The organism is Stenotrophomonas sp. YJH_SMC_81 (assembly GCF_059370875.1).
Genome location: NZ_JCAFUB010000002.1, coordinates 477,413 through 504,328, shown reverse-complemented (window position 1 = coordinate 504,328; position 26,916 = coordinate 477,413). Strand labels below are relative to the sequence as shown.

Sequence of the window (26,916 nt, the reverse complement as noted above, 5' to 3'; positions counted from 1 at the left end):
CGGGAGGGTTTCATCCACGCATGGCGTGGATTTGATGACGCGGAGCATTCTGAAGTAGATCCACGCCATGCGTGGATGCTCTACATCCGGATGGCGGCACCTACAACGGCCAACGGCACCATGCGTGCGGGTACTCACCCAACGTGCTGGCCAGGCCCGCACGGACCGGATTGGCCATGATGTACATCGCCTTCTCATGAAGGGATTCATCGCTGCGTACGGCGTGATCGTGGTAACCGCGCTGCCACAGCGGCCCTTGTCGCTCCAATCGCCGGTTCAACAGACGGCTGCTGCGTGATTTGAGCAGGGCCATACACTCGGCCAGGGTTCCTCCGCGCAGCTCCATCAGCCAGTGCAGATGGTCGGGCATGACCACCCAGGCGAGGCTATGGCTGAAGCCCTTGCGCTCTACGAAGCGCAGTGTGTCGATAAGGATCGCAACGTTTGCCGCATCGGCGAACAACGGTTCGCGGCCGAGGGTTGCTGTGGTCAATGAGTACACGTTGCCGGATCGGGAATACCGACCGTAGCGAAGTCTGGGGCTGGCCATGCCTCCAGCGTGCGATACGCATGGAAACACCGGTAGTGGTGGTTGACCGGTATTCGCGTCGGGAATGCTCCATCCACGCATGGCGTGGATCTACCAAAGCACGCTCCGTTCGGTACATGCAGTAGAGCCGCGCCATGCGTGGATGGACGATCAGAGCACCGTCGGCGTGTCGTCCGCGTCCCGCGCCAGCAGGCTGCCGGCGAACAGGGCTGCCAGCAGCACCGTCAGGCCACCCCAGAAAGCGGAATAGAACGCCAGGTGCGTATTGAGCGGGAACACCGTGACCGCCAGCGCCAGCATCGCCGGCCGGGCGCGATCACGCGCAGCCGCCGGGGCATAGCGCCAGGCCCGCCAGGCCTGCGCCACCGCCGCCAACCACAGCAGCAGGCCCAGAACGCCGGTCTCGGCAAGGATTTCCAGCACGATCTGGTGGGCGTGCAACGCCGGTTGGTTGCCCCACACGGCGGGGCCCTCATCTGACACGCAGGCCGGATACGCATCGCGGAAGCCGCGCGCACCGACACCGTTGACCGGATGCTCCTCGATCATGCACACCGCTGCGGTCCAGATGCGCGCGCGCCCCGAAAGCGCCTCGTCAACGCCCTGCCCGTCTTCGTTCCATGCCTGCGCCGTGCGCGCGACACGCTCGCGCAGCTGCGGCACGCCCGCTGCCAGTGCGGCCGTACCCAGCGCTGCCACCAGGGCCAGCAGCAGCAGCCGCTTCCAGCCGAACTGGCGCACGCCGCTGTAGGCCAGCACCAGCACAAAGGTGATCCACGAGGCGCGCGAACCTGCCAGCAGCAGCACGCACCCCAGTGTTGCAGCGGCCAGCAGCCACCCTGCATTGCCGAAACGCCGCGCCATCGGCAGCAGCAGGAACGGTGACAGGCTGGCCAGCACCTGGCCGAATTTCAGATTGCAGGGCCCAAGCGCGCCACTGAGGCGGTCGGCCAGTGCGGCTTCGTCGGCCGGGCACAACGCGTGGCCACTCACGGCCAGCTTCAGGTGTTCCAGCGACCAGAACCACGGGCTGGTGCCAGCCAGCGCCTGCACCAGCGCGTCCAGCGTCCACACGCCGGTGATCAGCGCCAGGCCACCGAAGGTCAAGCGCCGCCGTTCCGGCGTGGCCACCGCGATCGCCACCAGCCACATGAAGGGCAGGTAGCGCAGTCCGGCGGCCGCCTTGGTCCACGAGGCCGAAGGGTCGATCGCATCGATGGCCGAAATCGCCTGCGGCAGCCAGTAGCCGAGGAACAGGATCGAGGTCAGCGCCCACGCCGCCGTGCTCAACAGGTGCGGGCGGCGCTGCAGCCGGCGCATCACCATGCGCGCGGCAGCATAGACCGCGCCAAGGCCCAGCACGGTTTCGGCAATGCCCGGCAGCGGCCACATCGCCACGTACGCCAGCACCCACCAGGGCGCCCAGCGCCCGGCACGGTCGTCGCGCACGATGGCAGCGGGGTCAGCCGGCGAGATCGGCATAGAGGCGGAGGGTGTCGCGCTGCATGGCCTGCAGGGTAAACGGGATGCGGGTCGGCAGGGACGGCGGCTGCGCCAGCAGGGCCAGCGCACGTTCACCCAGCGCGTGCGCGTCGCCCAGCGGCACCGCACCGCTGGGCTGCAGCTGCTGCAGCAGTTCGCCGACGCCACCGTGGTCCCAGCCCAGCACCGGGCGGCCGACCGACAGCGCCTCGAGCACGGTGCGGCCAAAGGCTTCCGGCTTGTCCGACAGCTGCAGCACCAGATCGCTGGCGGCGTAGGCCTGGGCGATGCGGACGGTAGGCGTGCTGATCTGTACGGCCTCGGCCACGCCCAGCGCCGCGGCCTGGCGGCGCAGGCCAGCCACGTAGGCCTCGCGCCCGGGTTCGTCGGTGCCCAGCATCCACAGCTGGGCAGGCACGCCGGCGGCACGCACGTCGGCCAGCAGCTGCAGCGCGTGGGCGTGGCCCTTCAGCCGGGTGCCGCGCCCCGGCAGCAGCAGCAGCGGGCCCTCAACCTGCGCCAGCCAAGGGTAGTCGGCCGCCAGGGCCAGCCGCGGGCGGCGGTCGGCGCGCGCCACGCGCGGGAACTGGTTGACGTCGACACCTCTCGGTACGACCCGCAGTTTTTCTTCCGGCACCGTCGGGTAATGGCGTTGCACGTAGGCACGCACGGTGTTGGACACGCAGATCACGCGTTCGCCACTGGTCATCACCGCGCTGTAGCGGCTGGGTGAGTTCAACCCGTGCACGGTGGTCACCCAATGCGGGCGCTGTGCGGCGGGCATGGCGCGGATCGCGTACAGGCCCAACCAGGCCGGCAGCCGCGAACGGGCATGCACGATGTCCGCACCAACTTCGGCAAACAGCCGGCGCAGGGTCGGCAGATGGCGCAGGGTCAGCAGCGACTTGCGGCCGATATCCAGGGTGAGGTGCTCGGCACCGCTGTCCAGCAGCGGCTGCACCAGGCGGCCGCCGGCAGACACCACCAGCGCGCGATGGCCGGCGGCAACCAGGGCCGCAGCGATTTCCAGGGTCGAGCGCTCGACACCACCGGAGTGCAGCGCCGGCAGCAACTGCACCACGGTCAATCGGCGCATCGAAGGGGCCGCCGTTTAGTCGGCCAGCACGAACACGGACCCGCAGTACGGGCACTGCGCTTCGCCGTTGGGCTCGTCCTCGATCGGCAGGTACACGCGCGGATGCGAGTTCCACAGCGCCATTTCCGGGGTCGGGCAGCTCAACGGCAGATCGCTGCGGTGCACGGTGTAGCGCTTCTCGGCGTTGGCGGGCGCGGTGGCGGTATGGCTCATGGCGGATTCGGTGAACGGGTTGCGAGGCCTGTGATTCTAGCATCTGGGCCGCAACGACATTGCCCCGCAACGGGCCTTTGCACGCCGCCGCCGATGCCTCGCATCTCCCCGCCGCACGCCGGGCGGCGGTGATTCCGGGGATTTCGCGGTCGTTCCGGCAGGTTCGCTCGCCAGAATCGGCTCCAGCGATATTTCCCGCATTTGGATCGAACTAAATGGCACTTGCCAGCGCGCGGCGGCTGTTGCAGGATCGGGCCAGGTCGCACCTCGACCCACCCAATCCAACCCGATCGCATGGCCCGCCCCCACCGGACCGGCATCGCCTCTTCCACTGCCAGCCTGGCGGGCGGAGCGATGCTGTCCGTGGTGTCCGCCGATGCGGGTTCGCCCGCCGCCAGCCCTTCCGGGAGACCCTTGCATGACCCTGTCCGATCCGCGCCGCGCCCTGCTTCCGCTCGCCCTGGCCCTGGCCTGTGCGACCACTGCGATGCCGGCGCGGGCGCAGGGGCTGCAGACCTCGTTCGAACCGGGCGAACCTGTCCCGGCGCAGGCCACCGGTGCGCTTCAGGTCACGATCGGCAATGGACCGGCCGCGCCCTACGCCGCCAAGCGCAATGCCGGCTACAGCGGCCTGCATGCGCTGCGCTACAGCAGCGAAGGCGGCAGCGCGCGGCGCGAACTGTTCAAGGCCGACCTGCCCATCGAGGCCGATACCACGCTGTCGTGGCTGGTGCTGCCGGAAATCGTCGGCAAGGATACCGTCGCCTCGACCTATGTATCGCTGGACCTGCTGCTGGACGATGGCAGCCGCGTTTCGGCCGGTGCGGCACGCGACCAGCATGGCGTGGCGATCGGCGCGCGCGCGCAGGGCGAATCGAAGACGCTGTACCCGCAACAGTGGGCCCGCAAGGCGGTGCGGCTGGGCGACGTGCCCACGCTGAAGGGCCGCCGCGTGGTGGCGATCGAGCTGGAGGTGGCCAGCGCCGAGGGTGCGCCGGTCTCTGGCTGGATTGATGACGTGCGCCTGGATGCCCAACCGCGGCAGCGGCCGCAGCGCGTCTCCGACTGGGTGCTGACCACCCGCGGCACCCAGGCCAACGGCACCTTCTCGCGCGGCAACAATTTCCCGGCCACGGCGGTGCCGCACGGGTTCAACTTCTGGACCCCGGTGACCGACGCCGGCGCACTGAACTGGCTGTACCGCTGGAACGAACAGAACGATGCGCAGAACCGCCCGCAGCTGCAGGCACTGGCACTGAGCCACCAGCCCAGCCCGTGGATGGGCGACCGCCAGACCTTCCAGGTGATGCCCTCGGCCAGCCGTGGCGTGCCGGACGCCGACCGCCGCAAGCGCGCGCTGTCGTTCGACCGCCGTCATGAAAGCGCGCGCCCCTACCGCTACGACGTGCGCTTCGACAATGGCATCGCTGCTGCCATCGCACCGACCGACCATGCCGCGCTGTTCCGCTTCGAGTTCCCCGAGGGCGGCGACGCCAACCTGCTGTTCGACAATGTCGATGCGCGTGGTGGCCTGACCCTGGACACGGCCACGCAGACCCTCAGCGGCTACACCGATACGCGCAGTGGCCTGTCCAACGGCGCCAGCCGCATGTACGTGGTGGCCAGCTTCGACAAGCCGTGGCGCAGCAGCGGCCGCCTCGACACCGGCCGCCCGACCGGTTACATCAAGTTCGATGCCGGCAGCGACCGGCAGGTGACGATGCGTATCGCCACCTCGCTGATCTCGGTGGAACAGGCGCGTCACAACCTGGCGCTGGAAATCGCCGCCGCCGACACGCTGGAAAGCGTGGCCGGCCGTGCGCAGGATGCATGGGACGCGCGCCTGGCCCGCTTCGACATCGGCAATGCCACTGACGACCAGAAGACCACCTTGTATTCCAGCCTGTACCGGCTGTACCTGTATCCCAACTCCGGCCACGAGAATGCCGGCAGCGCGGCCGCGCCTGACTGGCGCTACGCCAACCAGGCCAGCGCCAGCGACGACAACACCGAGGGCAGCGCGAACCGCAGCTTCACCGGCGTGCGCGACGGCAAGGTGTTCGTCAACAACGGCTTCTGGGACACCTTCCGCACCACCTGGCCAGCCTATGCGCTGTTCACGCCCGACGATGCCGGGCAGATGGTGCAGGGTTTCATCGAGCAGTACCGTGCCGGTGGCTGGATCGCACGCTGGTCGTCGCCGGGCTACGCCGACCTGATGGTCGGCACCAGTTCGGACGTGGCCTTCGCCGATGCGTGGCTGAAGGGCATCGGCGGCTTCGATCCGGCCGAGGCCTACGCCGCCGCGCTGAAGAACGCGACCGTGGTACCCCCTGACCGCCATGTCGGCCGCAAGGGCATGGACCGTTCGACCTTCCGTGGCTACGCCAGCGCGGACGTGCACGAAGGCATGTCGTGGACGATGGAAGGCGCACTGAATGACTTCGGCATCGCCAACATGGCCGAGGCCCTGGCCAAGCGCGCGACCACGGCGGCGGCACGCGAGCGCTACAGCACCGAGGCCGACTACTTCCGCCATCGCGCCGCCAGCTACGCGACGATGTTCGATCCGGCCGCCGGCTTCTTCCAGGGCCGCAAGGCCGATGGCCAGTGGCGCGTGGACGCCAGGGCCTACGACCCGCGCGTGTGGGGCCACGACTACACCGAATCCAATGGCTGGACCTTCGCCTTCACCGCCGCCCACGATGGCGAAGGACTCGCCGCGCTCTATGGTGGCCGTGACAAGCTGGCAGCGAAGCTGGATGCCTTCTTCTCCACCCCGGAAACCGCCGACCCCGCGTTTGCCGGATCCTACGGCGGCACCATCCACGAGATGACCGAAGCGCGCGATGTGCGCATGGGCATGTACGCGCACAGCAACCAGCCGGCGCACCACATCCCATGGATGTACCTGTACGCCGGGCAGCCGTGGAAGACCCAGCAGCACGTGCGCGAGATCCTGTCGCGGCTGTATGTGGGCAGCGAGATCGGCCAGGGCTATCCGGGCGACGAGGACAACGGCGAGACCTCCGCGTGGTACGTGCTGGCTTCGCTGGGCTTGTATCCGCTGCGCATGGGCGCCCCGGAGTACGTGATCGGTTCACCGGCGTTCGAACATGCGAGGGTGGAACTGCAGGGCGGTGCGGTGCTGACCGTGAACGCGGCCAACAACTCACGCGAGAACGTCTACGTGCAGTCGCTGAAGATCAATGGCAAGCCGTGGACGAAGACCTGGGTGCCGCACGAGCTGATCGCCAAGGGCGCGACGCTGGACTTCGTGATGGGGCCGCAGCCGTCGCGCTGGGGCAGCGGCGTGGACGATGTGCCGCGCTCGCTGACCGCGCGGGGCCAGCGCCCGCAGCTGCTGCACGACCTGCTCGGCAGTGGCGCCAAGGCGACGCTGGCCGATGGTCGCGCCCTGCCAGCGCTGGTCGACGACGATGCCGCCACGACCGTCGGCCTGGGCGGCGGCGCAACCATCGCACTGACCGGCCTGGGCGACGGCGTGCCGACCATGTACACGCTCACCAGCGGTGACGGCCGCATCCAGGGCGGCGAATGGACGCTGGAAGCGCGCAGCGGCAACGGCCGCTGGATCGTGCTCGACCAGCGCAGCGGCGAAGCCTTCGAGTCTGCCCGCCAGACCCGACCGTTCCACATCGCCAAACCCGGTCGTTACAGCGAGTATCGGCTGCGCCTGGCCGCACCGGGCCGGCTGCCGCTGGCGGAGATCGAACTGTTGGCGCCCAGCGCCGTACAATGAGCCCCATGCGCTACCGTCTGCTGCCTCTGGCCCTTGTTGCCCTTTCCTTCTCCAGCTTCGGCCAGACCCAGGCCTTTGATGCGCAGCTGATCCGCGACGGCGTGACGCTGAACTACCAGGACGCCCGTGGCGCCCTGGCCGCGCCGCAGCGCAAGCGGGTGATCGATACGTTCTACTTCGCCTACCTGCGCGAACGTGCGGACTTCCACCCGGCCGCGCCGTCGATGGTGCGCATCGTGATCGACCCGGCCTACACCGGGATCGCCTTCGTCGGTGACAAGGACCAGGCCGCAACGATCACCATCAACCCGGGTTGGCTGGCGCAGCACCCCAACGACATCGACCTGGTCACCCATGAGGCCATGCACATCGTGCAGGGCTATCCGGGCTATGGCGACGCACGGGTGCCGGGTTGGCTGGTGGAGGGCATCGCCGACTACGCACGCGACCGCTACGGCATGGACAATGCCGCCGCGGGCTGGGCACTGCCGGGCAAGGTCGAGAAGGGGCAGAACTTCGACAGCGGCTACCGTGTCACCGGTGCGTTCCTGAAATGGGCCGACGCCGAACATCCAGGCCTGGTGCTGGCACTGGACAAGGCCCTGCGCGACGGCCGCTATGCACCGGCGCTGTGGCAGAAGCACACCGGCAAGGCACTGCCGGCGCTGTGGGCGCAGTACGCCAAGCCGCGTTCCGACGCTCCGCCGCCGGCCCCTGCACGCCGCGGCAAGCGGCGCTGACGCCCACGCTGTCGCCGGCGCCTCAGCGCGACTGCACGAAACCGGCGTACAGCGCGAACAGCTGCTGGAAGTACCGCCGCGTCACTCGATTGCGCATGACACCCTCGCCGATGGGAAGTTGGTCGGGCCCAGGGTGGGAAGGCCGGTCCGGTCCCTTCCCACGGCCGGGCCGCGTGGGCGTATTGGGCCGCAGCGGCGTTGCAGGGAAATGACCGGGTTGCGTAGCGCGTGTGGCACAGCCCGGGGTAGAACCGGCCGCTGGCCGGCTGTCGTCGTGTATCTGGACATGATTGAGGTTGCCGGCCAGCGGCCGGCACTACCCGTTTCCGCTGCGCGGAAACAAAAACGCGCCACGTGGGGCGCGTTTCCGCAGCTGTCGCTGGAAAGAAGGCTTATGCCTTCTTTTCCGCTTCCAGCTGCTTCCTGATCTGCGCATCGACCGCCGCAATGGCGGTCATGTTCAGGATCCGGCGCGAGGTCGCGCTGGTGGTCAGGATGTGCACCGGCTTGTTCACGCCCATCAGGATCGGACCGATCGCCACGCCGTCGGTGAACACGCGCACCAGGTTGTAGGCGATGTTGGCCGCTTCCAGGTTCGGCAGCACGAACAGGTTGGCGCGGCCCTGCAGGGTCGAGCCCGGCAGCAGCTTCTGGCGCAGCGCTTCATCCCATGCGGTGTCGCCCTGCATTTCGCCATCCACGTTCAGGCGCGGGTTGCGCTTGAGCAGCAGCTCGCGCACCTGGCGCATCTTCAGCGCATCCTTCGAATCATGGCTGCCGAAGTTGGAGTGTGACAGCAGCGCCACCTTCGGCTCGATGCCGAACAGCTTCATGCGATAGGCCGCCTGCAGGGTCGCCTCGCACAGCTGCTCGGCGGTCGGGTCTTCCTGCACGTGGGTATCGACGAAGAAGAACACGCCCTGCTGGTTGATCACGCCGGTCATCGCCGAGGTCGAGGTGACCTTCGGCTCCAGCGGCAGCACGCTGCGCACGTAGCCCAGCTTCTTGTGGAAGCGGCCGACGATGCCGGTCAGCATCGCATCGGCTTCGCCACGGGCGACCATCACCGCTGCGATCAGGGTCGGGCGCGAACGCATCAGGTTCTTCGCCGCGGCCACGGTCACGCCACGACGGCCGGTCAGGCCGTGGTAGTACTGCCAGTATTCGTTGAAGCGCGGGTCGTCGTTGATGTTGGTGACTTCAACGTTCTCGCCGATCTTCAGGCGCAGGCCGAGGCGCTCGATGCGCGACTCGATCACTTCCGGGCGACCGATCAGGATCGGATGCGCCAGGCCGTCATCGACCACGTTCTGCACTGCCTGCAGCACCACTTCCTCTTCGCCCTCGGCGTACACCACGCGCTGCTTGTCGCTGCGCGCGCGGTCGTACACCGGCTTCATCATCAGGCTGGTGCGGTAGACGAACTGGGCCAGCTTGTCGCGGTAGGCGCCCATGTCCTCGATCGGGCGCGAGGCCACGCCCGAATCCATCGCGGCCTGGGCCACGGCGGCCGACAGTTCCACCAGCAGGCGGCGGTCGAACGGGCGCGGGATCAGGTATTCACGGCCGAAGCTCGGGGTCTCGCCGCCGTAGGCCGAGCCCATGTCGGTGGCTGCACGGCGTGCCAGTGCAGCGATGGCGCGCACGCAGGCGATCTTCATTTCCTCGTTGATCGCGGTGGCGCCCACGTCCAGCGCACCACGGAACAGGTAGGGGAAGCACAGCACGTTGTTGACCTGGTTCGGGTAGTCCGAACGGCCGGTGCCGATGATCGCGTCCGGACGCGCAGCGCGCGCCACCTCCGGCATGATTTCCGGGGTCGGGTTGGCCAGCGCGAAGATCACCGGATCCGGCGCCATGGTCTTGACCATGTCGGCGGTCAGGATGCCCGGTGCCGACAGGCCCAGGAAAATGTCCGCGCCGTCGACGATCTCGGCCAGGGTGCGCTTGTCGGTGTCGCGCGCATAGCGCTGCTTTTCCGGGTCCAGGTCGGTACGACCGGTGTGGATCACGCCCTCGCGATCGAAGGCCAGGATGTTCTCCGGCTTCAGGCCCAGCTGCACCAGCATGTTCACGCAGGAAATGCCGGCCGCGCCCATGCCCGTGGTCGCCAGCTTCACTTCCTCGATCTTCTTGCCGGTGATCGCCATCGCGTTGAGCACGGCCGCGCCGACGATGATCGCCGTGCCGTGCTGGTCGTCATGGAATACCGGGATCTTCATGCGCTCGCGCAGCTTGCGCTCGACCACGAAGCATTCCGGCGCCTTGATGTCCTCCAGGTTGATGCCGCCAAAGGTCGGTTCCAGCGAGGCGATGATGTCGACCAGCTTGTCCGGGTCGGTCTCATCCACTTCGATGTCGAACACATCGATGCCGGCGAACTTCTGGAACAGCACGCCCTTGCCTTCCATCACCGGCTTGCCGGCCAGCGCGCCGATGTTGCCAAGGCCCAGCACCGCGGTGCCGTTGGAGATCACCGCCACCAGGTTGCCGCGGGCGGTCAGCTCGCTGGCCTGCTGCGGGTCGGCCTTGATCGCTTCACAGGCGTACGCCACGCCCGGCGAATACGCCAGCGACAGGTCGCGCTGGGTCAGCATGGGCTTGGTAGCGGAAACCTTGATCTTTCCCGGCGGGGACATCCGGTGGTAATCGAGGGCGGCCTGTTTGAAATCTTCGTTGGACATCGATGTGGGTTACATGAATGGGCAGAAGGGACAGGGGATGATACCCCCGTTGGAGCGTCCGGACCTGTCGCAATCCTGTCGCAAGCATGCTGCGACCGCACAATTCCGTGCCGTATGCGACGGTACCGCGATACCAGCTTCGGCGCTGCCCATGACAGCCATGGGACGCCCTGAAACGCCGCGGGGCCGTACCACTGACGTGATCGGCCCCGCGGTACCACACACCTGGATCAGCCCTTGGCCGGCAGCGCCTCGGGCAGCGCATCGACCGGCGGCGGCAGTTCGCTCTCGCGGCCATCCAGCGCCAGCTGCAGGCGGTTGCGGTCCAGCGCGCCTTCCCAGCGCGAGACCACCACGGTGGCCACCGCATTGCCGATGAAATTGGTCAGCGAGCGGCATTCGCTCATGAACCGGTCCACGCCCAGGATCAGCGCCATGCCAGCCACCGGTACCTCCGGCACCACGGCCAGGGTGGCGGCCAGGGTGATGAAACCGGCGCCGGTGACACCGGCCGCGCCCTTGGAGCTGAGCATGGCGACCAGCAGCAGGGCGATCTGGTGGCCCAGGGTCAGTTCGGTGTTGGTGGCCTGGGCGATGAACAGTGCCGCCAGGGTCATGTAGATGTTGGTGCCGTCCAGGTTGAACGAGTAGCCGGTCGGGACCACCAGGCCCACCACCGACTTGCTGCAGCCGGCGCGTTCCATCTTCTCCATCAGCGACGGCAGCGCCGACTCCGACGAGGAGGTGCCGAGCACCAGCAGCAGTTCGGCCTTCAGGTAGCGCGCCAGCTTGAACACCGAGAACCCGCACAGGCGGCAGACCACACCGAGGATCACCGCCACGAACAGGAAGGCAGTGAGGTAGAACGAGCCCACCAGCCAGGCCAGGTTGATCAGCGAGCCGACGCCGTACTTGCCGATGGTGAAGGCGATCGCACCGAAGGCACCGATCGGGGCGGCCTTCATCAGGATGTGCACCAGCTTGAACACCGGGGCGACCAGCGCCTCCAGGAAGTTCAGCACCGGCTTGCCCTTCTCGCCCACCATCGCCAGCGCGATGCCGAACAGCACGGCCACGAACAGCACCTGCAGGATGTTGCCATCGACAAAAGCGCTGAGCAGCGTCTTCGGGATGATGTCCATCAGGAAGCCGACCAGGGTCAGGTCATGCGACTTCTCGACGTAGCTGTGCACTGCGGTCTGGTCCAGCTCGGCCGGGTTGATGTTCATGCCCGCGCCGGGCTGCACCACGTGCGCCACAATCATGCCGACAATCAGCGCCAGCGTGGAGAAGAACAGGAAGTACGCCATCGCCTTGGCGAACACCCGGCCCACCGTGCGCAGGTGGGTCATGCTGGCGATGCCGGTGACGATGGTGAGGAAGATCACCGGCGCGATGATCATCTTCACCAGGTTGATGAAGGCATCGCCGAGCGGCTTCATCTTCTCGCCGACCAGCGGTTCGTAGTGGCCGAGGATGGCACCCAGGACGATCGCCACGATCACCTGGAAGTACAGCTGGCGATAGATCGGCAACGGCTTTGCAGGCACCGGTGCTGCGGTCGGGATGTGCATGGCGGACTCCGGAAGGGGCGTTTTCAGGCACGTACGGCCCCGGGACTGCACGGGAGCCGTTACCGTGGAAACTGATCGCAGGCCCTGTACTGCACGCACAGGGGGTGCGACCAATGGACGCCTTTGTACGCGCCAGGCACGCCGGCGCAGATAACCTATTGGTACTAGCCCCCCGGTTCAGGTGGCACAGGTGCCTACACTGGCGCCGCACCGCCCGGAAACGGGAAGGCCGGTGGCCCGGGCTGAACGGCTGGGCATGTCCCTGCGAAAGTTTCGGCCCCTGCGGCCGTTGATGTCCTGTCCACACGCAATCTGAGAGAGCCGCACCCAACATGCGCCCGAATCCCACCTTGCTGGCCCTGTCGCTGGCCGCCCTTCCCGCCTTCGCCTCGGCCGCCGATTTCGACAACTGGCCGACCAAGTACACCTTCGGCGATGGCACCGAGCTGGCGGCCACCGCCAACATCGCCTACGACTACAACGACTTCTCCTCGGCCAGCGGCCTCGAGGACGACGACGCTGTGCGGCGCAAGGAATTCGGTGCGACGCTGAAGAAGAAGGGCGTGTACGACGCGATGGTCTACTACGACTTCCAGGCCGATACCTGGCTGGACGTGTTCGTGCGCTTCGAGAGCAAGGCCTTCTTCGGCCGTGACGTCGGCCGCTTCCGCTTCGGCTACATGAAGACCCCGGTCGGCCTAGATGCGAACACCTCTTCGCGTGCCGGCAGCTTCCTGGAAACCTCGCTGCCGGTGCAGGCCTTCTACGAAGGCCGCCGTACCGGTGTGGAATGGGTGCTGGAGCGCCCGCAGTACCTGCTGCAGGCAGGCGCCTATGGCGGCAAGGACCTGCAGGGCGACAACCCCGGAACCACCCAGGCGGTGCGGGCGGTGTGGACGCCGGTGAAGGCACCGGGTGACGTTATCCACCTGGGCCTGGCCTACTCGCAGGAGAACCCACGCGGCTACAGCGACGGCCGCGACGTGCACCACGAGGCCAGCGCCCGCCTGCGCGCGCGCCCGGAAGCCGGCCTGACCGACATCCGCTACGTCGATTCCGGCGCGCTGGTCACCGCCGACCAGATCCGCCGCACCGGCCTGGAAGGCATCTGGATCCGCGGCCCGTTCTCGCTGCAGGCCGAAGCGCTGCGCGCCACGGTCACCCGCCATGACGGCAAGCCCGACTTCACCGGCAGCGGCCAGTACGCGATGGCCAGCTGGGTGCTGACCGGCGAATCGCGGCCGTACAACGCCGGCGCGGTGGCCAACATCAAGCCGGCGCACAACTACGGTGCGGTCGAACTGGTGGCGCGTTACAGCCGCCTGGACCTCGACGATGGTGACATCCTGGGTGGCCGCCAGCACGACCTGACGTTGGGTGCGAACTGGTACCTGACCAGCCACTTCAAGTTCCAGGCCAACTACGTGAAGGTCGACGCCAGCCGTCGTGGCGTGCACAGCACGCCGGAGATCTTCGAACTGCGCGCGCAGATGCACTTCTGACCCCTTCCACGTCAGACCCCGGCGGGCGTGCACGCCGCGCCCGCCGGCCCTGCGTAGACTGCCGCCATGTATTGGCTCAGCCGCCACCGGATGCTGTTGCTGACCATCCTGGTGATGGTCGGTGGCACCGTGCTGTGCGCGGTCGCCGCTGGCCATTACGCCTGGCGGCGCGCGCTCGGCGACGAAAGCAGCCAGGTGCAACGCCAGCTGCAGCTGTATGGCCAGGGCCTGCAACAGCGCATCGACCGCTTCGGCACCTTGCCGCAGGTCATGGCGCTGGATCCGGATCTGCTGCACGCACTGCGTGTGCCGCCCTCGCCCGGCGAACGTCAGCGACTGAACCTCAAGCTGCAACGTGCCAATGAAGTCACCCGGGCCTCGACCCTGACCCTGGTCGGCCACGATGGTGTGGCGGTGGCGGCCAGCAACTGGGACCAACCGACCAGCAACGTCGGCGAGAACTACAGCTACCGCCCCTACTACCGCCAGGCGCTGGCGCAGGGCCGTGGCCGCTTCTACGGCATCGGCATGACCACCGGCGTGCCCGGCTATTACCTTTCGCAGGCCATCGAGGCTGACGGCAAGCGGCTCGGCGTGGTGGTGATCAAGGTCGAGCTGTCCGCGCTGGAACAGGAATGGTTGAGCAGCCCGGACGTGGTGCTGGCCAGCGACGACCATGACGTCGTATTCCTGTCCAACCGGGACAGCTGGCGCTACCGGCTGCTGCGTCCGCTGCGTGCCGGTGAGCGCCGCGAAATGCTCGATGCACGTCAGTACGCCGACCGTGCCCTGCAGCCCTTGCGTGCACGTACCGAAGACGTGCTGTCCGATGGCGGCCGCATGGTGCGGCTGCTGGATCCTGCGCTGCCGCAGCCGATGCTGTGGCAAAGCCTGGCGCTGCCCGCCGAGGGCTGGAACCTGCACCTGCTGCACGACGCCGGCGCCGCTACTGCAGCAGGTCGCGCGGCCGCCCTGACCGGCGGTGCCGCGTGGCTGGCCTTGGGCTTCCTGGTGCTGTTCGTGCAGCAGCGCAGGCGCCTGGCCAAGCATCGCCTGCGCAGCCGCCGCGAACTGGAAACCCTGCTCAAGCAGCACGCACAGGAGCTGCGCACCGCACAGGATGGCCTGCTGCAGGCCGCCACCGACGCCGACAGTGGTCTCAGCCGCAGCCTCGAACACCTGCCGCAGGGTGTGGTGGTGATCGACCGCGACCTGCGCCTGGTCGCGTGGAATTCGCGCTATCTGGAACTGTTCCGGTTCCCGGCAGACCTGGTGCGCGTCGGCCGGCCGATCGAGGAACTGTTCCGTTTCAATGCCCGTCGTGGCCTGCTCGGTCCCGGCCCGGTGGACGAGGCCATCGAGCGCCGCCTGAACCACCTGCGCAGTGGTCGCCCGCACATGCGCGAGAGCGAAAAGGACGACGGCACGGTGCTGGAGATCCGCGGCAATCCCCTGCCTGATGGCGGCTTCGTCACCAGCTACGCCGACATCACCAGCTACAAGAATGCGGCGCGCGAACTGCGCTCGCTGGCCGATGCGCTGGAACACCGCATCGCCGAGCGCACCCGTGACCTGGACGAGGCGCGACGCGAGGCCGAGCAGGCCAACCGCTACAAGACCCGCTTCGTCGCCTCGGCAGTGCACGACCTGCTGCAGCCGCTCAACGCTGCGCGCATGTTCGTCTCAGTGCTGCGCGGCAAGCTGGGCGACCCGGCGCAGCAGCAGACTGCCGATCATATCGATGCCGCGCTGGCGGCGCAGGACGCGATCCTCAACAGCCTGCTGGATATCGCGCGGCTGGAATCAGGCAGCCTGCCCACCCGCGTACAGGCGTTCCGGCTGGGCCCCCTGCTGCAGACACTGGCGCGCGAGTTCGGCATCGCCGCGCAGTCACGCGGGCTGGTGGTGGACTGGGTCGATAGCCATGCCGTGGTGGTCAGCGATGAAGCGCTGCTGCGCCGCATCCTGCAGAACTTCCTGTCCAACGCGCTGCGCTACAGCGAACGCGGTCGCGTGCTGCTTGGCTGCCGCCGCCGTGAAGGACTGCTGTGGATCGAAGTGCACGACCAGGGCCCGGGTATTCCCGACGCGTTGCAGGGCGAGATCTTCGAGGAGTTCCGTCGCCTGCACGACGGCCAGCAGCGCGGCGCCGGCCTTGGCCTGGCCATTGTCGACCGCATCGGCCGCCTCCTCGGCCATCCGATCCGGCTGCGCTCGCAGCTGGGCCGGGGCAGCGTGTTCGCGGTAGGCGTACCGTTCGGCGAAGCCAGCGCGATTCCGGCCACCGCGCCTGCGCCGGTACTGGCGCAGGAACCGGGCGCGGACAACCCGCTGCGTGGGCGTCGGGTGTGGGTGATCGACGACGATCCGCACGTGTGTGCGGCCAGCCGTGCGCTGCTGGAGCGCTGGGGCTGCGAGGTGGCGCTGGCCGATGGGCCACAGGCGGCGCTGCAGTTGGCCAGTGCCGAGACGGTTCCGGAGCTGGTGCTGCTGGATGTGCGCATGGGCGATCACCACGGGCCGGTGCTGTACGAGACGCTGGCGGAGTTGTGGCAGGCACGCCCACCGGTGGTGCTGGTCACTGCAGAGCGCGATGCGGGATTGCGTGAGATGGCCGCCGAGCGCGGCTGGGGAATGATGGCCAAGCCGGTAAAGCCGCCGGCGCTGCGGGCGCTGATGAGTCAGTTGTTGATCCGGCATCGCGGGTAGTTTCCAGCCAACGGCGCAGCCATCTGCCCGGCCGCGGACACATTCCGTGCGCGTCCACCCACGGAAGAGAAAAGAAGATCAAAAGCGGGTCCTGCGCTACGCTTGCTCGTGTAGAGCCGAGCCCATGCTCGGCTTCGCGGACCGGCCGCAAAGCAGCCGAGCGTGGGCTCGGCTCTATAAAAAGCGGCCTGCCAGGCTGCCTTTGCTTTTGATCCTCTTTTCTCTTCCGTGGGTGGACGCGCACGGAACCTGCCCAGCCTCTCCCATGAACTGCTCTACGTGTCCACCCACGAGGGGCTGTGCCGTTGGCTGGAAATTACAGCCCGATGCCGGCGTCGCCTTCAGGCTCCAGCGCCTTCACCAGCACCGCGGCCTGGGTGCGGCTATGGCACTCGAGTTTTTTCAGGATGGCTGTGACATGCACCTTCACCGTGTTCTCAGCCAGCCCCAGCGTGTAGGCGATCTGCTTGTTGAGCAGGCCATCGGCCAGGCAGAGCAGCACGCGGAACTGCTGCGGGGTCAGCTGGGCCAGGCGGCTGGCCAGCAGCGCATCGGCCTCCGAGCGCTCGGCGGCCATTGCCGGGAACCACAGGCCGCCGTCGAGCACCGCCTGCACGGCCTCGCCGATGGTCTCGGCCGGGGCCGACTTCGGGATGAAACCGGCCGCGCCGAACTGCTGGGCACGGCGGATCACCCGCGGGTGGTCGTTGGACGAGAGGATCACCACCGGAATGTCCGGATGCGAGCCACGCACGTGCAGCAGCGCGGAAAAGCCGTGCGCGCCAGGCATGGTCAGGTCGAGCAGCACCAGGTCCACGTCCGGCTGCGCGTCGAGCGTCTCGGCCAATGCCTCGGCGCTCGCAACCTCGCGCACCTGTGCCAATGGCAGGCTCTGCCGCAAGGACTGCACCACCGCCGAACGCAGCAGCGGGTGGTCATCGGCGATCAGGATGGTGTATTCGCTCATACCGCCATTGTACGGGCAGGTCGCCGCCTCAGCGCCCGGCCGGCTCGACGCTGCTGCGCCAGGCATCGAGGAACTGGCGACGCTTGAGCGCGTCCAGGTACACCAGCAGGCCCGGGCCGAGCTGGATCGGACGGCGGCTGCGGCCGGGCGCATCGTCACCGCGTGCGTTGCCGGTCACGATCGGCATCAGCCGCGCTTCGCGCGACAGCACCTGCTGGCCACGCGGCGACAGCAGGTAATCGAGGAAGCGCCGCGCTTCTTCCGGGTGTGGGCCGGTGCGCGGGATGACTGCGGTGCGCAGCACCACCAGCGTGTAGTCCTCGGGCTCGATGATGGCCAGTGGCGCGCCGGCATCGACACGTGCCTGCGCGTAGGAGCCGAGCACGTTGTAGACCAGCGACAGCTGGCCACTGGCCACCTGGTCCAGCAGCACGCCAGTACGCTCCTCGCGCACCACGTCGTTGTCGCCGAGCGCGCCCAGCAGCGCACCGGCAATGCTGCCGCGCTGCGCGTCCTGGGTGGCCAGCAGGTAGCCGACACTGCTGCGCTCGATGTCATAGGTGCCGACCTTGCCGCGCAGCGGTGCACCTTCAGCACGCAGCCGGTCGAGCAGCTGGCGGCGCGTGTGCGGCACCTTCGCTGCCGGCAGTGCGCGGGTGTTGTAGACCATCACCACCGGCTCGTAGCTGATGCCGAATGCCTCGTTGCGCCATTGCGCCCACGCCGGCAGCGCCGCAGTCTGCGCCGAGCGGTGCGGCAGCGCATGGCCATCGTTGACCAGCTTGGTCTGCAGGTCCATGCCGCTGGAGATCAACAGGTCCGGTGATGCCGGCCCGCCACGGTCGTGCAGGTAACGCGCGTACAGGTCCTGGGTGATGATGTCCTCGTACACCACTTCGGTGCCGGGGTGAAGGCGCTGGTAGTCGGCGATGACCACCGCGAACACTTCGATGTCGGTGGTGCCGTGGATGCGCAGCTGAGCGGTGGCCGCTCCCTGTGCGGGAAAACGGCGCACATCGCCGGGCGCGGCCAACACCGGCAGGGCCAGCAGCAGGGCAACGGCCGTCGCGAACAAGCGGATCATGGACTGCTCCGGGGCAGGCGGATGGTGGCGACCAGCCCGCCCTGCGGGCGGTTGCTGAGGTCAATGCGGCCGCCATGGCTGTCGACCACGCGCTTGACGATGGCCAGGCCCAGCCCCGCACCACCTGAGGGCGCGCCTTCGCCACGGGCGAAACGCTCGAATACGCGCTCGGCATCGGCCGGGGCGATGCCTGCGCCGTGGTCGGCGATGGTCAGCACGGCCTGCTCGCCTTCCACGGTAAGGGCAATCTGCAAGTCGCCGTCACCGCCGTACTTCAGTGCGTTGTCGACCAGGTTCTTGATCGCCTCGCGCAGCAGCAGCGCATCGCCGTGCACCAGTGCCGGTTCGGCGGTCATCGCCAACTGCACGCGCGGCGCCGGACCGGCCTGCGGCAGCGCTTCATGCAAGGCCTGGTGCACGGTCTCGGCCAGGTCCACCGCTGCAAAGCGCTGCAGATGCGAACGATGGATCACGCTGGCATCGCTGAGCAGCTGGTTCAGCAGCCGGCTCATATGGGTGGCGTTGCGCTCGATCGCCTGCAGGCTGCGCCGCATGTCCTCCGGATCGTCATCATCCAGCGCCAGCTGTGCCTGTGCGCGCAACGCAGCCAGTGGCGTGCGCATCTGGTGCGCAGCCTCGGCCATGAACGCGCGCAGTGTCTCGTTGCTGCTGGACAGGCGTTCCATGAAGCGGTTCAGCGCCGCCACCATCTGGTCCATCTCGCGCGGAACGCGGGCATCCAGCGGCTTCAGGTCGGACGGCTCCCGTCGCGACAGCTCGCGCTCCACCCGCACCAGCGGCCGGAATGCGCGATGCACGCCGAACGCCACCAGTGCCAGCAGCAGCCCGGACAGCACGCCGATCGCGAGCAATGCGCGATTGACCATGTCCTGCGCGACCGCTTCACGCGCACGCCGGGTCTGGCCGACCTGGACCTGCACCTCGCCCTGCGCCGAGGCAGCGGCGAAGCTGCGACCGACCACCACGAAGCGCACGGTCTCGCCGCTGTAGGTGGCATCGAACAGCTGCGGCTGGGTACCGGGCCGGCGCGGCGGTGCCGGCAGGTCGCCGTAGCCGGTGATCAGGGTGCCGCGGCTGTCGGCCACGCGATAGAACACGCGGTCCTCGGGCGCCATCGCCAGCAGGTCCAACGCCGCATACGGCAGATCGACCTGCCACTGCCCATCGACCAGGGCCACCGAATCGGCAATGGACAGCGCCGAGGACACCAGCAGGTGATCGTAGGATCGATTGGCGGCGCGCTGGCCGTAATCGCGCGCGGCGAACAGCAGGGCCACTGCGAACACCGCCAGCAGCACGCCGAGATAGAGCAGCAGCGTTCGCCGCAGCGAACCCGGCGCCGCAGTCGCAGCGCGCGCGTCAGCCATCGGCGTCGGCATGGGTATCGCTGGCCTCCAGCAGATAGCCGACACCGCGCACCGTGGTGATGCGCAGCGGTGCGCCCGCCAGCTTCTTTCTCAGGCGGCCAACATACAACTCGATGGCATTCGGGCCCGCTTCGTCATCGAAACCGAACAGGCCGTTGCCGATCTCATCCTTGCCGACCACTTGGCCGAGGCGCCCGACCAGGATCTCCAGCAGGCGGTACTCGCGGTTGGGCAGTTCGATCGGTTCGCCGTCGAGGCTGACCCGGTGCGCAGCGTTGTCGAACTGGAAGCCGCCGATCTGCACCACTTCGCTGGCCTGGCCACGCGCACGCCGCAGCAGCACACGGCAGCGCGCTTCGAACTCGCGAAAATCGAATGGCTTGCCCAGGTAATCGTCGGCACCGACATCCAGCGCCTGCACGCGATCCTCGATGCCATCGCGCGCGGTCAGCATCAGCACCGGCGTGCTGTCACCGCGCTCGCGCATGCCGGCCAGCACGCGCAGGCCATCGAGCTTGGGCAGGCCGATGTCCAGCACCACCAGGTCGAAGCTCTGGTAGCGCAGCACGCTGGCGGCGGCCAGGCCATCAGCCTGCCAGTCCACAGCGTGCCCGCTACGGCGCATCCGGCGGATGATCGCATCGGCCAGATCCGGGTTGTCTTCGACCAGCAGCAGGCGCATGGGCACACGGGTGGGAGGGAAACCGAATGCTACCGCATGCCGCCGCCGCGCTTGCCGGGCACGGCACGGCGAGATCGACGACAGCTTTTCGCTGCACCGCACAAACCGCTGACAGGACGATGACAGCTTGCCCGACCCAGACTGCGGCCGCGCACCGTCCGGTGCCCACGATTGCCGCGCGCCTGGCGCGCACCTGGGAGGGTTTGTGGAATTCACGTTTGCCTGGCGGCGTCCTGCCGCCATGATGGCGCTGGCTGCCCTGTCGGCGCCGGCCTTCGCTGCCGAAGACGACCGCCCGGTCACCGCCACTCTCGGTGGCCGCCTGCACCTGGACTTCGCCACCTTCGACAACGACAACCGCGGCACCCCGAACAAGGACGACACCGAGGTCCGCCGCGCCTGGCTGGACGTGTCGGGCAAGTTCTTCGTGGTCGACTACAAGCTGGAAGCCGATTTCTCCGGCGACCGCGTCGAGGCCAAGGATGTCTATCTGGCACGCAGCTTCGGCAAGGCCGGCAAGCTGACCGTGGGCCAGTTCAAGCAGTACTTCTCGCTGGATGACCGTACCAGCTCCAACTACGGCAGCTTCCTGGAGCGCGGCAACGCCGGCACCACGCTGGCGCCGCTGTACCGCCTGGGTGCGTCCTGGCAGGCCAACCCGGGTGACTTCACCTGGGCGGCCAGCATCTACAGCCTGGAGAGCATCGACGCCTGGCAGGTGAAGGGCCGCGCGGCGGGTGGTCGCGTCACCTGGGCGCCCTCGCCCAGCGACGGTGACGTGCTGCACCTGGGCCTGTCGCTGGCCCGCGAGGCCTACGACAACCCGGGTGCCAACGGCGTGCCCGGCCTGCGTATCCGCCCGCGCCCGGCCGGCCACCTGTCCGACAACAGCCGCCTGACCCTGGTCGACTTCTCCGCCGGCCGCGATACCGACGTCAACAAGTGGTCGCTGGAATACGCGCAGGTGCGCGGCCCGCTGTCGTGGCAGGGCGAGTTCAGTGGCGCCACCTTCGATGATGGCGCCCAGCGCGGCGACGTGATGGCGGCCTACGGCATGCTCAGCTGGTTCGTCACCGGCGAAAGCCGTGCCTACGACCGCAAGACCGGCCGCTTCGCACGGGTCAAGGACATCCGCCACAAGGCTGGGGCCTTCGAAGTGGCGCTGCGTTACGACCAGATGTGGGGCGCGCAGCACCTCGATGGCGCGCCGGACCTGCGCCGTGGCAGCACCGAAGCGTGGACGCTGGGTGGCAACTGGTACCTGCGCGACAACCTGCGCTTCATGCTCAACGTGATCGAAAGCCGCAATCGCGACCGCCTGGCCGGGGTCACAGTGGACCGCACGCGCGCGGTCACCGGCCGCCTGCAGTACGACTTCTAAGCCAGCTGTCCCGGGCAAACCGACCGCCCCCCTTCCACTCCCCCACATCCTGTTTTCGCAAGGAGTCCGCAGATGATGCTGAGCATCCTCGGCTTTGGCATGGTCATTACGTTCATGTACTTGATCATGAGCAAACGCCTGTCGCCGCTCGTCGCCCTGATCACCATCCCCATCCTGTTCGCGCTGATCGGCGGCTTCGGTGCCGGCATCGACGAGATGATGCTGGAGGGCATCAAGAAGATCGCGCCGACCGGCGTGATGCTGATGTTCGCCATCCTCTACTTCGGGGTGATGATCGACGCCGGCCTGTTCGATCCGCTGGTACGGGTGATCCTGCGCTTCGTCAAGGGCGATCCGATGAAGATCGTGCTCGGCACCGCGGTGCTGGCGATGCTGATCTCGCTCGATGGCGACGGTTCGACCACCTACATGATCACCGTCTCGGCGATGCTGCCGCTGTACCAGCGCCTCGGCATGAACGCGCTGAACATGACCTGCGTGACCATCCTGGCCGGCGGCGTGATGAACCTGACCCCGTGGGGCGGCCCGACCGCACGCGCGGCCACCGCGCTGCACGTGGACCCGGCCGATGTGTTCGTGCCGCTGATCCCGTCGATGGTGATCGCCTGTGCCGGCGTGCTGCTGCTGGCCTGGTACCTGGGCCTGAAGGAACGACGTCGCCTCGGCGTGGTGACCCTGCCCAAGGGCGGCAGCTGGATGGACAACAGCGTGTCCGATGACAGCAACCCGCTGCCGACCGTGGAAGACGCCGAGGACATCAAGCGTCCGAAGCTGCTGTGGGTCAACCTGGCCCTGACCGTGGCGCTGATGACCGCGCTGATCATCGGCGTGCTGCCGATGCCGGTGCTGTTCATGGTCGGCTTCGCCATCGCCCTGGTGATCAACTACCCGAACCTGGCCGAACAGCGCCGCCGCGTGGTCAACCACGCCGGCAACGTGCTGTCGGTGGTGTCGCTGATCTTCGCCGCGGGCATCTTCACCGGCATCCTCAACAACACCGGCATGGTCGAGGCGATGTCACACAGCTTCCTGGCGGTGATTCCGGAGTCGTGGGGCCCGTACCTGGCGGTGATCACCGCCGTGGCGTCGATGCCGTTCACCTTCTTCATGTCCAACGACGCGTTCTACTTCGGCGTGCTGCCGATCCTGTCCGAGGCCGCCGGCAACTACGGCATCACCCCGGTGGAAATGGCGCGCGCCTCGCTGGCCGGCCAGCCGGTGCACCTGCTCAGCCCGCTGGTGCCGTCCACCTACCTGCTGGTGGGCCTGGCCAAGGTCGAATTCGCCGACCACCAGAAGTTCACCCTGAAGTGGGCCATCGCCATCTCGATGCTGCTGATGATCGGCAGCCTGCTGTTCGGCCTGTATCCCCTCGCCGCCTGACCCTTTGCCAAGGAGCCTTCTGCAATGACGCTTCGAATCGCTTACGTCACCAGTGGAATGGGCAGTGTCGGCACTGCCATCTGCCAGAGCCTGGCCCGCAGCGGCCACACCGTGGTCGCCGGCTGCGCGCCCAACTCGCCGCGCAAGGCCAACTGGCTGCGCGAGCAGCGCGAACAGGGCTTCGACTTCATCGCCTCCGAAGGCAACGCCACCGACTGGGCCTCGACCAGCGCCGCGTTCGCCAAGGTCCGTGCAGAAGTCGGTGAAGTGGACGTGCTGGTCAACAACTCCGGCGGCAGCCGCGACCTTCTTTTCCGGCAGATGACGGTGGAAGACTGGAACGCGGTGATCGCCTCCAACCTCAATGCGCTGTTCAACCTGACCAAGCAGGTGGTCGATGGCATGGCCACGCGCGGCTGGGGTCGCATCATCAACATCGGTTCGGTCAGCGCCCACAAGGGCCAGATCGGCCAGGTGAACTACGCCACCGCCAAGGCCGCGATGCACGGTTTCAGCCGTGCACTGGCCGCCGAAGTGGCCTCGCGCGGGGTCACTGTCAACACGCTGTCGCCAGGCTACATCGCCAGCCAGGCGATCAGCAGCTTCCCGCCGGATGTACTGGATCGGCTGGCCGCCTCGGTGCCGGTGCGCCGGCTGGGTCGGCCCGAGGAAGTGGCCGGCCTGTGCGCGTGGCTGGCCTCGGATGAAGCCTCGTACGTGACCGGTGCCGACTATCCGGTCAACGGTGGCCTGTACATGGGTTGAGCCCTCCCCCACGGAGTGCGCGGGGCCGGTGAATCTTCGTTCGCGAGGGGGATCCGGCCCCTTTTTCTATCGGGTTGCAGGACACGCACGGGGGCCTGCGTCGTTCGTTGGTTTCTCGTAAAGAAGGTTTCATGTTCCGTTCGCATAGTGGCCATGCACCGCGCACGTGTGCCGGTGACCATCCCCCATGCAACGGACCACCATGCAGACCCGACACCTGACGATCGCCGTGGCGATCGCGCTCTCCGCCGCCACCAGCGCCCATGCCGCCACCGCTGCCGATACCGGCGCCAGCACCGATGCCGCGCTGAGCGCGCAGACGCTGGATACCGTCTCCGTGATCGGCCAGGGCGAGACCCGCCAGGTGCAGCGCATCGCCACCGTCGACAAGCAGGTGCTGCCGCCGGGCACCAGTGGCCAGAAAATCCTCGACCGCCTCCCGGGCGTGTCGGTGCAGTCCAACGATGCCTTCGGCGCCAACGAAGAATCGCAGACCATCAGCCTGCGCGGCTTCGACAAGAGCCGCCTCGGCTATACGCTGGACGGCATCCCGTTGGGTGACAACAGCTACGGCAACTACAACGGCCTGAGCATTGCCCGCGCGATCATTGCCGAGAACCTGGCCGGTGCCGAGCTGTCGCAGGGCATCGGTTCGCTGGGCGTGGCTTCGACCAGCAACCTGGGCGGCACCATCCAGTATTTCTCGATGGACCCGTCCACTGAATTCGGTGGCCGTGCCAGCGTCACCGTCGGCGACAACAACCAGCGCCGTGGCTACCTGCGCGTGGATACCGGCGACCTCAACGGCTTCTCGGCCTATGTGTCCGGCGTGCACCAGGACCAGGACATGTGGGCCGCGCCGTACCAGAACCAGACCACCCGCCAGTTCAACGCCAAGGCCGTGTGGAATGTCGGCGACCACCGTTTCGGTGCGTTCGTGGCGACCTCGCGCGCCAGCCAGGCCAACTACGCCTACCTGTCCAAGGACATGCTGGCCCGCGGCCTGGGTTATGACTGGAACATCTACGCGCCGGACTGGGATCGCGCCGTCGCCGCCGCGTACTGCGCGCCGGGCACCTACAACAAGGCGCGCTGCAGGTTCAGCGGCGGCGTCAACAGCATCGACGATGCGTACTACCAGAGCCGTGCACTGCGCGACGACAACCTTTATTCGGTCGATGCCGACCTGCGCCTGGGCGAGCAGGGCCGCCTGAAGCTGCTGGCCTACCACCACGACAACCGTGGCCAGGGCCACTGGTGGGCACCGGGCCAGCCGTCCTACCCGGGCACCGACAGGATGCTGCCGATTTCGATCCGCAGCACCAACTACACGATCAACCGCGATGGTGTGACCGCCGCGCTGTCGTGGACGGTGGGCATCCACGAACTGGAGGCGGGCCTGTGGTACGAGCAGAACGACCACAACGTGTCGCGCAACTTCTACTACATCAGCGGCCCGTTCCTGGACGACCTGTACCTGAAGAACCCGGACCGCCTGCTGTTCAACCAGGATTTCGACATCCGCACGCGCCAGTTCTACGTGCAGGACCGCATGCGCTTCCTGGACCAGCGCCTGACCGTGGACGTGGGCATCAAGAGCCCGAACACCCGCATGCGCGCCACCGCCCAGCCGGGCGTGGAAACCAGCATCGCCTCGGGCACGCTGACCGCCAAGAAGTCGGTGCTGCCGCAGGTGGGCCTGGGTTTCAAGCTCAACGCCAACAATGAACTGTTCGCCTCGTACGCCGAGAACATCGCCGCCTTTGTCGGTGGCGGCAGCGGTGGCCCGTTGCAGGTGTCGCCGGAATCGTTCGCGGCCAGCGCCGGGCTGGAACCGGAGAAGTCCAAGAGCCTGGAAGCCGGCTTCCGTACCTTCGGCGAGAAGTACCAGGCCTCGATCGCCGCCTACAACGTGAAATTCGACAACCGCCTGCTGTCGCTGAACCCGTGCTCGAGCATCGAAGTCGGCACGCGTCCGGAGTGCGTGACGCGCTTCATCAACGTCGGTTCGGTAAAGAGCCACGGCGCGGAACTGACCTTCATCCTCGAGCCGATCGACGGCCTGCAGTGGTACAACGCGCTGTCCTGGAACAAGACCACCTACGAGGATGACTACACCTCGGGCGGCGCGATCGTGCCGGTGGCCGGCAAGATCACGGTGGATACGCCGCAGCGCATGGCCTCCAGCGAGATCAGCTGGAACCGCGATGGCTTCTTCGCCAGCCTGCGTGCCAAGTACACCGGCAAACGCTACTACACCTACACCAACGACCAGTCGGTGCCGGGCGTGACCACCTTCGACGCCGGTGCAGGCTACGACTTCGGCCCGGGCCTGGGCCTGCGCAACATTCGGGTGTCGTTGAATGCGACCAACCTGACCAACAAGCGCTACGCCGGCCAGCTGAGCTCGTTCGCACCGACCGATCCGAAGGGCACGCGCTATGCGATCCATGCGAGCGCACCGCGGCAGCTGTTCATGACGGTGGCGGCGGAGTTCTAAGTCAAAAGCGGGCGCTGCGGCGCATCAGTACCGCAGCGGGGCGAGGTGGGACGGGCCGAGGCAGGACACGCCGCAAGTACGTCCATGTAGGCTCGGTCGGCGCATCCATGCGCCTCACGGTCCTGCCTCGGCCCGTCCCACCTCGCTCGACAATCCCCTGCGCCGGCGCGGAGGCAATGGAAAGCAAGAGCAGAAGCAAAGCGCCGGGCAGTGCCCGGCGCTTTGCTTTTCAAGCTTTTCAAACGCAATCCCTCTGGTGGATTGCTGGCCGTCTCGCGGAAATTGTTCAGAGCGGGGGGCTTGCGCTGGCCAGGACCGTCCACGGCATGGATGCCGTGGCCGAGCCTACAGGGACGTACTTGCGGCGTGTCCTGGCCAGCGCAAGCCCCCCGCTCTATCCGATATCAATCAAGACGCCACAAACCGCCAACG

Annotated in this window: 18 protein-coding genes; 8 read left to right on the top strand and 10 right to left on the bottom strand. The window is 67.5% G+C overall.

Annotated features, from left to right (window positions below):
- Positions 1–100: 100 nt before the first annotated feature.
- The 4 genes from AC5P8U_RS05850 to AC5P8U_RS05835 form a co-directional block, all read right to left on the bottom strand.
- Positions 101–550 carry an REP-associated tyrosine transposase gene (locus AC5P8U_RS05850; protein ID WP_072167598.1) on the bottom strand — a complete coding sequence of 150 codons (450 nt, stop codon included), beginning with the start codon at positions 548–550 and terminating at the stop codon, positions 101–103.
- Positions 551–700: 150 nt separating this feature from the next.
- On the bottom strand, positions 701–2,032 hold the full coding sequence (locus tag AC5P8U_RS05845; RefSeq protein WP_439426365.1) for an O-antigen ligase family protein: 1,332 nt from the start codon (positions 2,030–2,032) through the stop codon (positions 701–703).
- Complete coding sequence (locus AC5P8U_RS05840) at positions 2,013–3,128, bottom strand: glycosyltransferase (RefSeq protein ID WP_061479571.1); 1,116 nt, start codon at positions 3,126–3,128, stop codon at positions 2,013–2,015. The genes AC5P8U_RS05845 and AC5P8U_RS05840 overlap by 20 nt, the downstream gene beginning before the upstream one ends.
- Positions 3,129–3,143: 15 nt before the next feature.
- On the bottom strand, positions 3,144–3,341 hold the full coding sequence (locus AC5P8U_RS05835; protein WP_005410967.1) for a zinc-finger domain-containing protein: 198 nt from the start codon (positions 3,339–3,341) through the stop codon (positions 3,144–3,146).
- Between the two features lie 418 nt (positions 3,342–3,759).
- Here AC5P8U_RS05835 and AC5P8U_RS05830 point away from each other — a divergent pair, with 418 nt between their 5' ends.
- Positions 3,760–7,104 carry a GH92 family glycosyl hydrolase gene (locus AC5P8U_RS05830; RefSeq protein WP_188240622.1) on the top strand — a complete coding sequence of 1,115 codons (3,345 nt, stop codon included), beginning with the start codon at positions 3,760–3,762 and terminating at the stop codon, positions 7,102–7,104.
- Positions 7,101–7,844, top strand: a complete 744-nt coding sequence (locus tag AC5P8U_RS05825; RefSeq protein ID WP_072167601.1) for a basic secretory protein-like protein — start codon at positions 7,101–7,103, stop codon at positions 7,842–7,844. Before AC5P8U_RS05830 ends, AC5P8U_RS05825 begins: the two co-directional genes overlap by 4 nt.
- 392 nt (positions 7,845–8,236) lie before the next feature.
- Here AC5P8U_RS05825 and AC5P8U_RS05820 read toward each other — a convergent pair whose 3' ends face one another.
- Both AC5P8U_RS05820 and AC5P8U_RS05815 read right to left on the bottom strand, forming a co-directional pair.
- A complete protein-coding gene (locus AC5P8U_RS05820; protein WP_005419150.1) occupies positions 8,237–10,528 on the bottom strand; it encodes an NADP-dependent malic enzyme in 2,292 nt (763 codons plus the stop codon).
- A 230-nt stretch (positions 10,529–10,758) separates the two neighbouring features.
- Positions 10,759–12,102 (bottom strand): dicarboxylate/amino acid:cation symporter, encoded by a 1,344-nt coding sequence (locus AC5P8U_RS05815; RefSeq protein WP_072167602.1) that lies wholly within the window; start codon positions 12,100–12,102, stop codon positions 10,759–10,761.
- Between the two features lie 332 nt (positions 12,103–12,434).
- Between AC5P8U_RS05815 and AC5P8U_RS05810 the strand changes: the two genes are divergently transcribed.
- On the top strand, positions 12,435–13,604 hold the full coding sequence (locus tag AC5P8U_RS05810; protein WP_072167603.1) for an OprO/OprP family phosphate-selective porin: 1,170 nt from the start codon (positions 12,435–12,437) through the stop codon (positions 13,602–13,604).
- Positions 13,605–13,670: 66 nt separating this feature from the next.
- Positions 13,671–16,313 carry a hybrid sensor histidine kinase/response regulator gene (locus tag AC5P8U_RS05805; protein ID WP_334271265.1) on the top strand — a complete coding sequence of 881 codons (2,643 nt, stop codon included), beginning with the start codon at positions 13,671–13,673 and terminating at the stop codon, positions 16,311–16,313.
- Positions 16,314–16,629: 316 nt separating this feature from the next.
- Here AC5P8U_RS05805 and AC5P8U_RS05800 read toward each other — a convergent pair whose 3' ends face one another.
- From AC5P8U_RS05800 to AC5P8U_RS05785, 4 genes are read right to left on the bottom strand one after another with little or no spacing between them, the layout of a single operon-like run.
- Positions 16,630–17,280, bottom strand: a complete 651-nt coding sequence (locus AC5P8U_RS05800) for a response regulator (protein ID WP_065185360.1) — start codon at positions 17,278–17,280, stop codon at positions 16,630–16,632.
- 28 nt (positions 17,281–17,308) lie between these two features.
- Complete coding sequence (locus tag AC5P8U_RS05795; protein WP_111008233.1) at positions 17,309–18,364, bottom strand: ABC transporter substrate-binding protein; 1,056 nt, start codon at positions 18,362–18,364, stop codon at positions 17,309–17,311.
- Positions 18,361–19,752: a sensor histidine kinase gene (locus tag AC5P8U_RS05790; protein ID WP_072167687.1), complete on the bottom strand. Its 1,392-nt coding sequence runs from the start codon at positions 19,750–19,752 to the stop codon at positions 18,361–18,363. Before AC5P8U_RS05790 ends, AC5P8U_RS05795 begins: the two co-directional genes overlap by 4 nt.
- Complete coding sequence (locus tag AC5P8U_RS05785; protein WP_005419188.1) at positions 19,745–20,434, bottom strand: response regulator transcription factor; 690 nt, start codon at positions 20,432–20,434, stop codon at positions 19,745–19,747. Before AC5P8U_RS05785 ends, AC5P8U_RS05790 begins: the two co-directional genes overlap by 8 nt.
- A gap of 241 nt (positions 20,435–20,675) precedes the next feature.
- On the opposite strand from AC5P8U_RS05785, the gene AC5P8U_RS05780 reads away from it, so the two are divergent.
- From AC5P8U_RS05780 to AC5P8U_RS05765, 4 genes are all read left to right on the top strand, one after another.
- The gene (locus tag AC5P8U_RS05780; RefSeq protein WP_180885031.1) at positions 20,676–21,815 is read left to right on the top strand and encodes an OprO/OprP family phosphate-selective porin; all 1,140 of its coding nucleotides are present in this window, start codon (positions 20,676–20,678) and stop codon (positions 21,813–21,815) included.
- A 75-nt stretch (positions 21,816–21,890) separates the two neighbouring features.
- Positions 21,891–23,219 carry a CitMHS family transporter gene (locus AC5P8U_RS05775; protein ID WP_005419191.1) on the top strand — a complete coding sequence of 443 codons (1,329 nt, stop codon included), beginning with the start codon at positions 21,891–21,893 and terminating at the stop codon, positions 23,217–23,219.
- Positions 23,220–23,243: 24 nt separating this feature from the next.
- Complete coding sequence (gene phbB / locus AC5P8U_RS05770) at positions 23,244–23,984, top strand: acetoacetyl-CoA reductase (protein WP_005419193.1); 741 nt, start codon at positions 23,244–23,246, stop codon at positions 23,982–23,984.
- A 202-nt stretch (positions 23,985–24,186) separates the two neighbouring features.
- Positions 24,187–26,484, top strand: a complete 2,298-nt coding sequence (locus tag AC5P8U_RS05765; protein ID WP_111202291.1) for a TonB-dependent receptor — start codon at positions 24,187–24,189, stop codon at positions 26,482–26,484.
- Positions 26,485–26,916 lie beyond the last annotated feature (432 nt).